The 13,761-nt window shown below is 77.2% G+C and carries 8 protein-coding genes and 2 pseudogenes; 7 read left to right on the forward strand and 3 right to left on the reverse strand.

Translation table 11 applies throughout. The features are described 5' to 3' along the window. Window positions 1-54: 54 nt before the first annotated feature. Both F1641_RS22395 and F1641_RS22910 read left to right on the forward strand, forming a co-directional pair. A pseudogene (locus tag F1641_RS22395) lies at window positions 55-1,484 on the forward strand (APC family permease). A 67-nt stretch (window positions 1,485-1,551) separates the two neighbouring features. Then, a complete protein-coding gene (locus F1641_RS22910) occupies window positions 1,552-2,583 on the forward strand; it encodes a GNAT family N-acetyltransferase (RefSeq protein WP_194903181.1) in 1,032 nt (343 codons plus the stop codon). Window positions 2,584-2,585: 2 nt separating this feature from the next. Here the strand turns inward: F1641_RS22910 and F1641_RS04615 are convergent, their stop codons facing one another. After that, window positions 2,586-5,102: a DNA topoisomerase (ATP-hydrolyzing) subunit A gene (locus F1641_RS04615; protein ID WP_194903182.1), complete on the reverse strand. Its 2,517-nt coding sequence runs from the start codon at window positions 5,100-5,102 to the stop codon at window positions 2,586-2,588. 138 nt (window positions 5,103-5,240) lie between these two features. On the opposite strand from F1641_RS04615, the gene F1641_RS22400 reads away from it, so the two are divergent. After that, window positions 5,241-7,664, forward strand: a complete 2,424-nt coding sequence (locus F1641_RS22400; RefSeq protein ID WP_194903183.1) for an SCO7613 C-terminal domain-containing membrane protein — start codon at window positions 5,241-5,243, stop codon at window positions 7,662-7,664. 21 nt (window positions 7,665-7,685) lie between these two features. On the opposite strand, the gene F1641_RS19700 is transcribed toward F1641_RS22400, so the two are convergent. Next, window positions 7,686-7,970 (reverse strand): nitroreductase family protein, encoded by a 285-nt coding sequence (locus tag F1641_RS19700; protein WP_206690466.1) that lies wholly within the window; start codon window positions 7,968-7,970, stop codon window positions 7,686-7,688. Between the two features lie 182 nt (window positions 7,971-8,152). After that, window positions 8,153-8,437: pseudogene (locus tag F1641_RS23690) on the reverse strand (nitroreductase family protein); the annotation flags it as partial. Between F1641_RS23690 and F1641_RS04630 the strand changes: the two are divergent. Genes F1641_RS04630 through F1641_RS04645 form a run of 4 tightly spaced genes read left to right on the forward strand, consistent with a single transcriptional unit; the run spans window position 8,431 to window position 13,758 of the window. Then, a complete protein-coding gene (locus tag F1641_RS04630; RefSeq protein ID WP_194903184.1) occupies window positions 8,431-11,148 on the forward strand; it encodes a GNAT family N-acetyltransferase in 2,718 nt (905 codons plus the stop codon). The pseudogene F1641_RS23690 and the gene F1641_RS04630 sit on opposite strands and share 7 nt — an antisense overlap. Before the next feature lie 30 nt (window positions 11,149-11,178). Then, entirely contained in the window at window positions 11,179-11,871 is a 693-nt protein-coding gene (locus F1641_RS04635; RefSeq protein ID WP_206690467.1) for a DUF5998 family protein, read from the forward strand. Beyond that, entirely contained in the window at window positions 11,868-13,079 is a 1,212-nt protein-coding gene (locus F1641_RS04640; RefSeq protein ID WP_206690468.1) for an alkaline phosphatase family protein, read from the forward strand. The genes F1641_RS04635 and F1641_RS04640 overlap by 4 nt, the downstream gene beginning before the upstream one ends. Before the next feature lie 34 nt (window positions 13,080-13,113). Continuing rightward, a complete protein-coding gene (locus tag F1641_RS04645; RefSeq protein WP_194903185.1) occupies window positions 13,114-13,758 on the forward strand; it encodes a thymidine kinase in 645 nt (214 codons plus the stop codon). Window positions 13,759-13,761: the final 3 nt, after the last annotated feature.

A 13,761-nucleotide genomic window follows, 5' to 3' on the forward strand; every position in this document is an offset into this window, starting at 1 on the left:
GGATGGGGGCCCCTGGTCTGGCGCTCGGCAGGCACCCGGGCCACTCTGTGGCGGGTGGCGACGCCGACACCCGTGACCGCCTCCGGCGGAACCGACCAGCCGGAGCTGAAGCGTGCCATCGGCACCAAGCTCCTGCTGCTGTTCATCATCGGCGACGTGCTCGGGACGGGCATCTACGCCCTCACCGGGACGGTGGCAGGCCGGGTCGGCGGGGCGGTGTGGATCCCCTTCCTCGTCGCGTTCGCCGTGGCGATGGTCACCGCCGCCAGCTACCTGGAGCTGGTCACCAAGTACCCGCGCGCGGCCGGGGCGGCGCTGTACACGCACAAGGCGTTCGGCATCCACCTCGTGACGTTCATGGTCGCCTTCACGGTCATGTGCTCGGGGATCACCTCGGCGTCCACCGCGTCACGGGCGTTCTCCTCGAACGTCCTGACGGTCTTCGGGGTCGACACCCCCGCACCGCTGGTGGTGACGGTGGTGGCGCTCCTGTTCATGGTGCTGGTGGCCCTGGTCAACCTGCGCGGGTGGGGGAGAGCGTCAAGGCCAACGTCGTGCTGACGTGCATCGAGCTGTCCGGCCTGCTCATCGTGCTCGGGGTCGGTGCCTGGGCGATCCTGGGCGGCCAGGGAGACCTCTCCAGGGCCACCGCCATCGACCTCGCTGATGACCAGACGCCCTTCGCCGCCATCACCGCCGCGACGGCGCTGGCGTTCTTCGCCCTCGTCGGGTTCGAGGACTCGGTCAACATGGCCGAGGAGACGCACGACCCGGTCCGCACCTTCCCGAAGGTGATGTTCACCGCGCTGGGCATCGCGATGGTGCTGTACCTGCTGGTGGGCGTCATCTCGGTGACGCTGGTGCCCCTGGAGGAGCTCTCCGAGGGCGACCAGCCCCTCCTGCAGGTGGTCTCCGCCGGGGCCCCGGGCTTCCCGCTGGAGGTCTTCGCGCTGGTGACGGTCTTCGCCGTCGCCAACACGGCGCTGCTGAACATGCTCATGGCGTCGCGGCTGATCTACGGGATGTCCCGCGAGGGCGTGCTGCCGCGCTTCCTCGGGCGGGTGCTGCGCGGACGGCGCACCCCGTGGACCGCGGTCCTGTTCAGCACGAGCCTGTCGCTGGTGCTCATCAGCGTCGTGTCCGCGGTGGCCGCTGCCGACCCGGAGTCGTCCGTGGTCGCCAACCTGGGTGGCACCACGTCGCTGCTGCTGCTGGCCGTCTTCGCCGTCGTCCACATCTGCGTGCTGGTGCTCCGGCGCGACACCGTCGAGCACCAGCACTTCAAGGCCCCGACCTTCCTGCCGTGGCTGGGCGCGGCGGTCTGCCTCTACCTGGTGACCCCCCTCACCGACCGCGACCCGATCCAGTACTCGATCGCCGGCGCGCTGCTCGCGCTCGGCCTGGTGCTGTGGTTCTTCACGTTCCTGCACCGCCGCCGCAGCGGGCAGGCGACGCGCGTCGACGACCCCGCCGCCCTGGGCTGACGCGTCCGCCACAGGCCCCCGAGCGGGAGCGTGCGCGACGGGTGGGCCCTGGGTACCGTCGGAGCGCGTGGCACCCTCCGACGTCCCGGTCCCCAGCGCACCCGGCCTCACCTGGCGGGCGCTGACCGCTGACGACGTCCCGGCCTGGCACGAGACCGTCGTCGCCATCGAGGCCGTCGACGCGCCCGCCGAGCGCTTCACCCCCGACGACCTGCACGACGAGCTGCTCGGCGGCTCCTGGAAGGACCCCGAGCACCGGTCGCTGGCGGCCGTCGACGGCGCCGGCCGCGTGGTGGCGTTCGGGCTGGTCGACGTGCGGCCCGGTGACGTCGGCGCGGTCCGCGCCCACCTGTGGGGCGGGGTGCACCCCGAGCACCGCCGCCTCGGCACCGGGACGGCGCTGCTCGACTGGCAGTGCGCGCGGGCGCGGCAGCTGGTGGCTGGAGCGCCCGGCAGCGCGCCCGGCGAGCTGGTGCTCCACGTCGACGAGCGGATGGCCGACCGCACCGCCCTCGCGCAGCGCGCCGGGTTCGAGGTGCGCCGGTACCACCTCGTCATGCAGCGCCGCCTGACCGGTCCGGACGCCGCCCCCCTGCCCGACGTCGACGTGCCGGCGGGTGTGCGCCTGGTCCCGTGGTCGGCCGACCTGGACGAGGCCGTGCGCCTGGCCCACAACGAGGCCTTCGCCGACCACCGCGGCAGCGAGCCCCGCACCCGCGAGGACTGGCAGCGCTGGGTCAGCGGGCACCGCGACGCCCGGACGGACTGGAGCTTCGTCGCTCTCGTCGACGACCCCGACGGTGGTGCCGGGCCGGAGGTCGCCGGGTACACCGTGGCCTTCGCCTTCCAGCAGGACTGGACCGACGGGGTCAGGGAGGGCTGGACCGGCCTGCTGGGCACCCGCCGCGCCCACCGCCGTCGCGGCGTGGGCCGGGCGCTGCTCGCGGCGAGCCTGCGGGCCTTCGCCGACGCGGGGATGGACGCCGCGGGCCTCGACGTCGACAGGGAGAACCCCAGCGGCGCCCTCGGCCTGTACGAGCGCCTCGGGTACGTCCCGCGCCAGGTCGAGGTCGTCTACGGGCTCGCCGTGCCCCGCTGACCTCAGAGGTGGCCCCCGGTCACCGCCTCCGGCAGCCCGTCCGGCAGGTCGCCCCGCGTCCCGTCGACAGCGACGACGGCACCGGCCAGCGGCACCCCCGAGCCGTCGCGGCGCCCCGTGGGGGCCGGCAGCTCCACCGGGGCCCCCGTGGCGCTGGTCGCCCGGGCGGGACCGAGGCCCACCCAGGCCAGAGCCAGCTCGCCCTCGTCCTTGAGGAACCGGTGGCACCGCACCCCACCGGTGGCCCGCCCCTTGGGCGGGTACTCGTCGAAGGGCGCCACCTTCACGGTGACCCCCGGCGACCCGGGCAGGGCACCGGCGGCTCCTGCGACCGTCACGACCACCGCCTGGTCTGCGGCGTCGGCGGGCACGGCCGCGAACGACAGCACCCGTGCCCCTGCGCTGACGCGCACCCCGGCCATGCCGCGGGCCGCCCGGCCCTGCGGGCGCACCAGTGACGCGCTGAAGCGCAGCAGCTGGGCGTCGCTGGTGGTGAGCACCAGCTCCTCGTCACCGCGCGCGAGCCACGCCGCGCCGACCACCGCGTCACTGGGGTCCAGGCCGATGACCTCCCAGGAGTCCTTCGCCCCCACCGGCTCCGCGGCCACGCGCTTGACCACGCCCTGCGCCGTCGCCAGCGCCAGGCCGGCGCCCTCGCCGTCACCGGGCTGCTGGGTCAGCGGCACCAGCGCCACGACCTCCTCACCGGCCTCCAGGGTGACGAACTCCCGCAGCGGAGCACCCCCCGACAGGCTCGGCGCCCCCGCCGTCGGGGGCAGCGACGGCGTCTCGACGACCCCGACCCTGAGCACCCGACCCCGGGACGTCAGGGCGCCGACGTCACCGCGCGCGGTGCTGTGGACGGCGCTGCGCAGCACGTCGTGAGCGGTCCGCGGCCCACCGGAGGGCAGCTCGGAGCCCGCCGTGCGCGCCAGCAGGCCCGTGGCGCTCAGCAGCACCCAGCACGGGTCGTCGGCCACCTGCAGCGGCACCGCGGCCGTCGCCGGGGCGGCACCCGCCTCCAGCAGCACCGTGCGCCGGGGCGTGCCGTGCACCCGCGCCACCTCGGCCAGCCCGTCGGAGACCGCCTCGCGCTGGAGCGCCTCGTCACCCAGCAGCGCCTCCAGCTCGGCGATCGCCGCCAGCAGCTCGGCCTGCTCGGTCTCCAGCTCCAGCCGGGAGAACCGCGTCAGCCGCCGCAGCCGCAGCTCCAGGATGTGCTCGGCCTGCACGTCGGACAGGTCGAAGACCTCCACCAGCCGGCTGCGCGCGGCGGCGCCGTCGTCGGAGGTGCGGATCACCTGGATCACCTCGTCGATGTCCAGCACCGCGATCAGCAGGCCCTCCACCAGGTGCAGGCGCTCGCGGCGCTTGGCCAGGCGGTGGGTGCTGCGCCGGCGCACCACCTCGAGGCGGTGCCCGATGAAGACCTGCAGCAGCTCGCGCAGGCCCAGCGTGCGCGGCTGGCCCTCGACCAGGCACACGTTGTTGATGCCGAAGGAGTCCTCCAGGGGCGTCAGCTTGTACAGCTGCGCCAGCACGGCCTCGGGCGTGAAGCCGGTCTTCACCTCCACCACCAGGCGCAGGCCGTGCTCGCGGTCGGTGAAGTCGTCGATGGCGGCGATGCCGAGCAGCTTCTTGGCGCTGACGGCGTCCTTGACCTTCTCGATCACCTTCTCCGGGCCCACCGTGTAGGGGAGCTCGGTGAAGACGATGCCCTTGCGGCGCGCGGTGATGTCCTCGATGCGGGCCGTGGCCCGGGTGCGGAAGGTGCCGCGTCCGGTGGCGTAGGCGTCCCGGATCCCCTCGAGCCCCACGATCCTGCCGCCCGAGGGCAGGTCGGGCCCGGGCACGAAGCGCATCAGGTCGTCCAGGGTGGCGTCGGGGCGCGCGATGAGGTGCCGGGCCGCGGCCACGACCTCGCCGAGGTTGTGCGGCGGCATGTTGGTCGCCATGCCCACGGCGATGCCCGAGGCCCCGTTGACCAGCAGGTTCGGGATGGCCGAGGGCAGCACCGACGGCTGCGTGGCGGCGTTGTCGTAGGTGGGGACGAAGTCGACGACGTCCTCGTCGAGCCCGTCGACCATGGCCGTGGCCGACAGCGCCATCCGCGCTTCCGTGTACCGCGAAGCTGCGGGTCCGTCGTCGAGCGAACCGAAGTTCCCGTGGCCGTCGACGAGGGGGAGGCGCAGGGAGAAGTCCTGGGCCATGCGCACGAGCGCGTCGTAGATGGCGGTGTCGCCGTGGGGGTGGAGGCGGCCCATCACGTCACCGACGACGCGGGCGCTCTTGACGTGGCCGCGGTCGGGCCGCAGGCCCATCTCGCCCATCTGGAAGAGGATCCGGCGCTGCACGGGCTTCAGCCCGTCGCGGGCGTCGGGCAGGGCGCGGGAGTAGATGACCGAGTACGCGTACTCCAGGAACGACGACCGCATCTCCTCGTCGACGTCGACGTCCAGGATGCGCTCCGCGGGGGGCGGTCCCTGGTCGGCGGGTCGTGAGGTGCTGCGGCGGGCCATGCCCCCATCTTGGCGCGGGGCCCCGACAGCCGGGGCGGGGTCGGCCGAGCAGGACCTGCGGCGCAGCGGTCGCGGCCGTCGTCCACAGGCACCGGTCGGGCGCTGACGCCGGGGGTCGCCCGCTGCCAGAGTGGCCGGGTGAGCGACGCCCGACCCCCCGTGCCCGGCTGTCCGCGCTGCGCTGCGGCCCTGGTCGCCGGCGCGCCCCGGTGCGGGGCCTGCGGGCTGCGCCTGGTCGGGCAGGACGCCGCGGACCTGTGGGCGCTCGACCAGGAGCTGGCCGTGATGCAGCGCCGCCGGGCCGAGCTCCTGGCGTCGCTGTCCGCGGGCACCCGCGAGCGCCCGACGCCGCGATCGGCTCGTCCCGCCTCGGGGAGGGGCGGCGCGTGGACGGCTCCGGAGGCCGCCCCCGCCAGGCCCGTCCCAGCGCCGGCCGCAGCGCCGGCCACAGCGCCGGCCACCGCCCCGGCCGCCGCCCTGGCGACCGCGCACGACCCCTTCGCGCGGACCACGCGCGGACGTACCCAGCTCAGCGCTAGGACGCCCCCGACCCGCGGGGGAACCGCCCCACCGAGGCCGCCGCGTCGCCTCGGTGCCCAGGTGCTGCTGCTGGTGACGGGAGTGCTCCTCGTCGTGGTCGCCGCCGTGGTCTTCGGCTCCGGTGCGTGGTCGGCGATCGGCGTCCTCGGGCAGGCCGCGGTGCTGCTCGGCGTGTGCGCCGGCGCCGCCGCGGGCTCGCGCGCCTCGGCGCGGCGCCACCTGGCGGCCAGCGCCGAGGCGCTCGCGGTGCTGGCGGTGGTGGTCCTGGTCGTGCTGCTGGGTGCGGCGAGGGCCCTCGACGTGCTGGGGGTGGGCGCTGTCGACGCCGACGCCTACGCGCTGGGGGCGCTGCTCGCGGTGGTGGCGGCCTCGGCCGCCGGTGACCGCTGGCTGCGCTCGGGCGGGCACCCGCTCTCGCTGGCGTGGGCGGCGGTGCTGGCGACGGCGGCCGTCCCGTCGCTGCTGACCGCGGCCGTCGGCGGGGAGCTGCTGACCTGGGCCGCCGCGTCGCTGGTGCTGGCGGTCCTGTCGGTGGTCGCCACCCGCGCCCTGGACCGCCGCTCCGCGGGCCTGGGCGCGACGGGGCTGGTGGTCGGCGCCGCGCACCTGGTGGGCGGCGTCCTCGTGCTGCTGGTGGTCGACGTCGACGCCGGGCCCGGCTCCTGGGAGCCCTTCGGCGCGGCGCTGGAGTTCGCGCTGCTGGCGGGGGCCGCGTCGTGGCTGGCCGCGCGCTGCCGTCCCGCGGGACCTCCCGGCGGCCAGCCGGAGGGTCGGGTGGAGGGGCGGTCGGAGGCGCTCCCGGGCGGGCCGCTCGGCCGGCTCCTGGCGGGTCGCCCCCGCGTCCAGCGCACGGCGGTCGTCACCGGCTACGCCGGTGTGGTGGGCGCGGTGGTCTCCCTGGCCGCCGCAGGGGGCCCGTTCGCGATGCTCCTGCTGGCGCTCGGCGTCTCCACGGCCGTCGCCGTCCTGCTCGCGGCGCGGCCGCGGCTGCTGCCCTGGCCCGTGGTGGTCGCGGCCCTCGCCCTGGCGGGCGGGGCCCTGCTGTCCGAGCCCGTGGTCGGCACCACCGAGGGCACCTGGTGGCGCCCCGCCGCCTGGTACGCGCTGGCGGCCGCCTCGGCGCTCGCGGGCCTGCGGCGCCCAGCACCCGCGGCAGCGCCCCTGCCGTGGGCCGAGCTGCGCCTGCGCCACGCCGCGGGACGCCAGCTCGAGGTCGCCCGCAGCCCGTGGGCCGCCGCCGCCGGGCTCGCGGTGGTCGGGGGGAACCTGCTGGCACCCCCGCCCACGAGCTCCGTCGCCACCGTGCTGGTGGCGCTGGTGGCCACCACCGCCCTGGTCGCGGCGTCGGCGGTGGTCCGCCGCTCGACCGAGGTGGTGCTCGTGGCGGCCTGGGCGGTGGCCGTGCTCGTCGGCGCCGCCTCCGCCGCCGACGGTCCGGTGCCGGTCGCGGTGGTGCTGGGGGTCGCCGGGCTGGCGGCGCTGCTGCGCGCCGGAGACCCGACCCGCACCGGCTGGGTGGCCCCGGGCGTCGCGCTGCTGTCAGCCGCGTGGTGGACCGAGGTCGGCGACCTGGCCCCCGCGGGCGCGGGGGTCGAGTGGTGGTCCCTGCCACCGGCGGTCCTGGCGCTCGCGGTCGGCGTGCTGGTCTGGCAGGGCCACCCTGGCCTCGGCTCGTGGGTGGTGCTCGGCCCGGGGCTCGCCGCGGGCCTGCTGCCCTCGGCGCTCCAGGGCGCTGCCGAGGGGGTCCTGGTCACCGGGGGGTGGCGCGTCGCGGTGGTCGCGGTGGTCGCCGCCGGGGTGTGCGCCGCGGGCGTGCGGTGGGGCTGGCAGGCGCCGGTGGTGCTCGGCGCGGGCGCGGCGCTGGTCGTGGCCGTCGGGCAGCTCGGCCCGTACGCCCTGCGGCTGCCCGCGTCGGTGGGCCTGTTCGCCGCGGGAGCGCTGGTGATCGTCCTGGCCGTGCGGATCGAGCAGGCCCGCCGCGACGCGGGCCGCGCCCTCGGCTGGGTCCGCGCCCTGCGCTGACGGTCCGCGAGCGGCCCGGCCTCAGGCCCGCGGCGGCCCGGCCGCCGTCCAGGGGCGCCCGAAGGCGCCGTCGTGCACCACCTCGCCGACCGGCCGCCGGCGGCGGGCCACGGGCTGCTCGGGCGCCGCCCGCCCGAGCGCCACCGCGGCGACGACCCGGTGCTCGGCGGGCACGCCGAAGGCGGCCCGCACCGCGTCCCACCGCTGGCCCGGGACGCCCACCAGGCAGCCGGCCAGGCCCGCGTCGACGGCGGCGAGCCAGAGCAGCAGGCCCGCCATCCCGCTGTCGACGTCCCACCACGGCACCGGCCAGCTGGCCGGGTCCTCGGGGAGGGACCGAGGTCGCCCCGCGCCCGGGTCTTGTCGGGGCGCGCGTAGCGCTCGGCGTAGGCGCCGGGGTCCGCCAGGCAGAGCACCACCACCGGCGCCATCATCATCCCCGCCAGCCAGCGGTCGGGGGCGTCGACGTCGTCGCTGGCGGCGCGCCAGAAGCGCCCGACGTCGTCGGGCCGGTGCAGCACGAGCAGCGCCCGCCCGCCGCTGCCGCCCGCGCTCGGGTGGTGGGCCGCGAGGTCCACCAGCCGGTCGAGCACCCGCGGGGCGACGGGGGCGGGGTCGAACCTCCTGACGGCGCGTCGGCGGCGGACGGCCTCGTGCAGCTCCACGGCGCCGACCGTGCCACGGCGGCGCGCGGCGCCGCGCAGGGGGACCGGCGGGTTCGCACCGGGACCGTGCCGCGCCGCAGCCGTCGGACTACCCTCGGAGCGTGTCACCCACCCACCCGGTGTGGACCCGAGCGTGGGAGGCGGACGTCGTCCTGCGGGACGGCGGAGCGGCGCACATCCGGCCGATCCGCCCTGAGGACGCCGACGCGCTGCAGGCCTTCCACGTCGCGCAGTCGCCCCGCTCCACCTACCTGCGGTTCTTCGCCGCCATGCCCCGGCTGTCGTCCCGCGACCTCGCCCGCTTCACCACCGTCGACCACTCCGACCGGGTGGCGCTGGTGGTGCTCGTCGGCGACGCCATCATCGGCGTCGGCCGCTACGACCGGGTGGGCCCCTCCGAGGCGGAGGTGGCGTTCAACGTCTCCGACGCCCACCAGGGCCGCGGCGTGGGCTCGGTGCTGCTGGAGCACCTGGTGGTGGCCGCCCGCGAGCAGGGCCTGACCCGCTTCGTGGCCGAGGTGCTCCCCGAGAACCGGCGGATGCTCGACGTCTTCGCCGAGGCGGGCTTCGCCACCACGCGCGAGGTCGAGGACGGCGTGGTGATGCTCACCGTCGACATCGCCCCCACCGACCGCTCCCTGGAGGTCATGGCCGCCCGGGAGCACCGCGCCGAGGCCGAGAGCCTGCGGCGGCTGCTCCACCCCCGCTCGGTGGTCGTCGTCGGGGCGGGGCGCCGGCCGGGGTCGGTCGGCGGCCGCCTGCTGCAGGACCTGGTCGAGGGCGGCTTCACCGGCGCCGTGCACGTGGTCCACCCCGAGGCCGACGTGGTGCGCGGCGTGCCCGCGGTCCGCTCCACCGCCGACGTGCCGGGCCCCGTCGACCTCGCGCTGGTGGCGGTGCCCGCCGAGGCGGTGGCGCAGGTGGTCGCCGACTGCGCGCGCCTGGACGTCAAGGGCCTGGTGGTGGTCTCCAGCGGCTTCGCCGAGACAGGTGAGGAGGGGCTGGCCCGCCAGCGCGAGCTGCTGCGCCTCGCCCGCCTGAACGGCATGCGCCTGGTGGGGCCCACCTCCTTCGGCGTCATCAACACCGACCCGGCGGTGCGCCTCAACGCCTCGCTGGCGCCGGTGGTCCCGCCGCCGGGGGGCCTGGGCCTGTTCAGCCAGTCCGGCGCGCTCGGCGTGGCGGTGCTCGACGCCGCCCACCGCCGCCACCTGGGCGTCTCCTCCTTCGTCTCCGCGGGCAACCGCGCCGACGTCTCCGGCAACGACTGCATGCAGTACTGGCAGGACGACCCCGCCACCACGGTCGTCGGGCTCTACCTCGAGAGCGTCGGCAACCCGCGCAAGTTCTCCCGCGTGGCCCGGGGGCTCGCGCGCACCAAGCCCGTCGTCGTCGTGAAGTCGGGTGTGAGCTCCTTCACCGTGCCGCCCGGGCACGCCGTCCGGGAGACCCGCGCCCCCCGCGACGCCCTCGACGCGATGCTGCGCCAGGCCGGCGTCATCCGCGTCGACAACGTGCACCAGCTCTTCGACGTCGCGCAGCTGCTGCAGACCCAGCCCCTGCCGGCGGGGGAGCGGGTCGGGGTGGTCGCCAACTCCCCGGCCCTCGCGGCGCTGGCGGCCGAGGCCGCCGTGTCCTGGGGCCTGGACGTGGCCGACCCCGTCACCGTGGCGCCCGAGGCCGACGCCGCCCGGGTCCGCGAGGCCCTGGAGCGGGTCTTCGCCGACCCCGACGTCGACGTCGTCGTCGCCTGCCTCATCCCGCCGGTCGCCGAGGTCGACCGGGAGGTGGTGCAGGCGCTGCAGGAGGTCGCCGCCGCGGCCGGCAAGCCCTGCGCGGCGTGCCTGGTGGCGCTGGTGGGCGGCTCGGAGCAGGCCCTGAGCCTGTCCGCCGCGCCCGCCGAGGACGGGGGCCCGGCCGTGCGCGCCCTGCCGGTCTACCCGACCCCGGAGGACGCGGTCCGCTCGCTGGCCGCCGCCGTCCGCTACGCCTCCTGGCGCCGCCGCGACCACGGCACCCGGGTCGCCCCCGCCGGCACCGACTCGCGGGCGGCGCGCGCGCTGGTCGAGTCGCTCCTGGTCGGGCGCACGCCCGACGACGACCCGCTGCGCCTGGAGCCGGAGGAGGTCACCGCGCTGCTCGCCTGCTACGGCGTGCAGCTGTGGCCGTCGGTGCGGGTGCGCAGCGCCGACGAGGCCGTGCGCGCCGCCGACCGCGTCGGCTGGCCGGTGGCGGTCAAGGCCACCGAGCGGCACCTGCGCCACCCCGGCCTGGGGGGCGTGCGGCTCGACATCGCCAGCGAGCGGGAGCTGCGGGCCCACGTCGAGGCGATGCTCGCCGGCCCCGCCGGCGGCGGCTCCGCGGGCGAGGACGGCGCGGGCGGGCCCGCCCGCGAGCCGGCGCTGCTGGTCCAGGCCATGGCCGGCACCGGCATCGGGGTGCTCGTGCGCACCCTGGAGGACCCCCTCTTCGGCCCGCTGGTGTCCTTCGGTCTCGCGGGCGACACCACCGTGCTGCTCGGCGACGTGTCCCACCGGATCCCGCCGCTCACCGACGTCGACGTCGCCGACCTGGTCCGCACGCTGCGCGCCTCGCCCCGGCTCTTCGGCTACATGGGCACCCCCGCCGTCGACGTCGCCTCCCTGGAGGACCTGCTGGCCCGCGTCTCGGTGATGGCCGACGACCTGCCCGAGGTGTTCTCCAGCGAGCTGTCGCCGGTGCAGGTCGGCGAGCGGGGCCTCGCGGTGCTCGGCGCCGCGGTCGAGCTGGCCGTCCCCGTGGGCCGCTCCGACGCGGGCCGGCGGGTGCTCCCCGCCTGACGCCGACGCCCGGGTGGGAGGATGGCGCGCGTGTGGGGTGGTGACGGCGCAGGCAGGCGGCGGTCGGACGAGGCGCACGGCGACGTCCCGGGAGCGCCGCGCGCCGCTGTGCCCGCGGGCTGGCGCAGCGGCGACGACGGCGAGCACGAGCAGCTGCCCGCCGAGCTGGTGGCCGAGCTGGAGCAGACCGGGTACTACCCGCAGCTGCTGGCCGACGTCGTGCTCCAGTCGCTGGCCGGCGAGCCCCTGCTCGACGCGCTGGTCCACCTCGAGACCACCTTCGACGCCGACGCCGTGCGCCGTCACGTCACCGTGCTCGCCCTGACCCAGACCCGCCTGGTCACCGCGCACGTCGACGACCACGACCCGGCCGAGGCCGGCGCCGCCCCGGTGGCCGTCGCCTCCGCCGAGTCGGTGCCCCTGCGCGACGTGCGCTCGGTGGTCGTGGGCCACCGCGTCACCGCCCCGGAGCGCCACCGCCCCGGTGCCGCGCCCCAGGAGCTCACCCTGACCGTCGCGTGGGGCACGCTGAACCGCGTCGACGTCGAGCCCGCCACCTGCGGCGACCCCGAGTGCGAGGCCGACCACGGGTACACCGGCACCACGACGGCCGACGACGTGTCGCTGCGCATCAGCGCCGACGCCGAGGGCGAGGCCGCGGTGCTGGCGGCCCGGCGCTTCGCCCGGAGCCTCACCCGCGGCACCCGCGCCCCGCGCCCGTGACCGGGTCGCCCCTCGTCGGCGGGGGGCTGGCCGACGTCATGCCGGCCGTCGCGGACCTGCTGGGCGCCCCCGTCCGCCCCGAGCCCTCCCCGCTGACCGCTGCGCTCGCCGAGGCCCACGACGGCGTCCAGCAGGTGTGCGTGCTGCTCGTCGACGGGCTCGGCGCCCAGCTGCTCGCCGCCCGCGGCGGCCACGCCCCCCGGATGCGCTCGATGGCCGCGGGCCGCGCACCCGGCGCCGCGGTGCTGGCCTCCGGCTACCCCTCGACCACGGCCACCTCGACCGCCTCCCTGGGCACCGGCCTGCACCCCGGGCAGCACGGCCTGCTCGGGTACCAGGTGCGCGACCCCGACACCGGCACGCTGTTCAACGAGCTGTCCTGGGAGCCCGCTCCGGGCGCCGCCCGCGGGGCCCGCGCCCCCGACCCCCGGCGCTGGCAGCCGCACCCGACGGTCGCCGAGCACCTGGCCGCCGCCGGGGTCGCCGTGACGCGCACCGGCCCCGGCTTCTTCGACGGCTCCGGGCTGACCGAGGCGGCCTCTCGCGGGGGGCGGTTCCGCACCGCCTCCACGCTCGACGCGCGCGTCGAGGTGGGGCTCGGGGCCCTGCGCGCCGCCGCGCGCGAGCGCTCCCGGGCGTTCGTCAGCGTCTACTGGGGCGACCTCGACAAGACCGGCCACACCCACGGGTGGGAGTCGGCCCCCTGGGGGGCCGAGCTGGAGCGGGTCGACGCCGCCGTGGCCGACCTCGCCGCCGGCCTGCCGCCGCGGGCGCTGCTGCTGGTGACCGGCGACCACGGCATGGTCGACGTGCCCGACGACGCCCGCTGGGACGTCGCCCGCGAGCCCGACCTCGCCGCCGGCGTCGAGGTGGTCGCCGGTGAGCCCCGGGCGCCGCACCTGCACTGCGCCCCCGGGGCCGCCGCCGACGTCCTGGCCGCGTGGCGCGAGCGGCTCGGCCACGTCCTGGAGGTGGTCACCCGCGAGCAGGCCGTCGACGAGGGGTGGTTCGGCCCGGCCGGCGTCGACCCGCGGGTGCTGCCCCGCGCCGGCGACGTCGTCACCGCCGCGACGGCACCGGTCTCGGTGCACGACTCGCGCGTCCAGCGCCCGGAGCTCGAGGGGCTGGTGGGCATGCACGGGGGGCGCACGCCCGAGGAGGTCCTGGTGCCGCTGCTGGTGGCCGCGGGCCGCGGCCTGGGGGGCTGAACCCCCGCGCGACCCCTCGCGAGAGGATGGCGCCGTGGCCGAGCTCGTCTTCTTCTCCGGGACCATGGACAGCGGGAAGTCGACCCTCGCGCTCCAGGTCGACCACAACCACCGCGCCCGCGGGCGCCGGGGCCTGCTGTTCACCCGCGACGACCGCGCCGGGGCCGACGTCATCTCCAGCCGCCTGGGCCTGGAGCGCCCCGCGCACGAGGTCACCGAGGGCACCGACTTCGAGCGCGTGGTCGCGGTGGCCGCCCGCGACGGCGGCCCGATCGACTACCTCGTCTGCGACGAGGCGCAGTTCTACGCGCCCGCGCAGGTCGAGCAGCTCGCGCGCGTGGTCGACGAGCTGGGCGTCGACGTCTACGCCTTCGGCATCACCTCGGACTTCATGACCCGCCTGTTCCCCGGCTCCGCGCGGCTCGTGGAGCTCGCCGACCGGGTCCAGGTGCTGCAGGTCGAGGCGCTGTGCTGGTGCGGGGCCCGCGCCACCCACAACGCACGCACCGTCGACGGGACGATGGTGGTGGAGGGCGCCCAGGTGGTCGTCGGCGACGTCGCCGCCGACGCCGGCGAGGTGGGCTACGAGGTGCTCTGCCGCCGCCACCACATGCGCCGCGAGACCGCCGCCGCGCACCGCGCCGTCATCGACCTGGGCCGGGAGGCCGCCGTCCACTGACGC

This window comes from Quadrisphaera sp. INWT6, assembly GCF_015390235.1.
In the GTDB taxonomy this organism is placed as follows: Bacteria; Actinomycetota; Actinomycetes; order Actinomycetales; family Quadrisphaeraceae; genus Quadrisphaera.

Excerpts from the sequence above, each read along its gene's own strand:
- F1641_RS04615 (WP_194903182.1), bottom strand. The coding sequence starts at position 5,102 with ATGGCCCGCCGCAGCACCTCACGACCCGCCGACCAGGGACCGCCCCCC.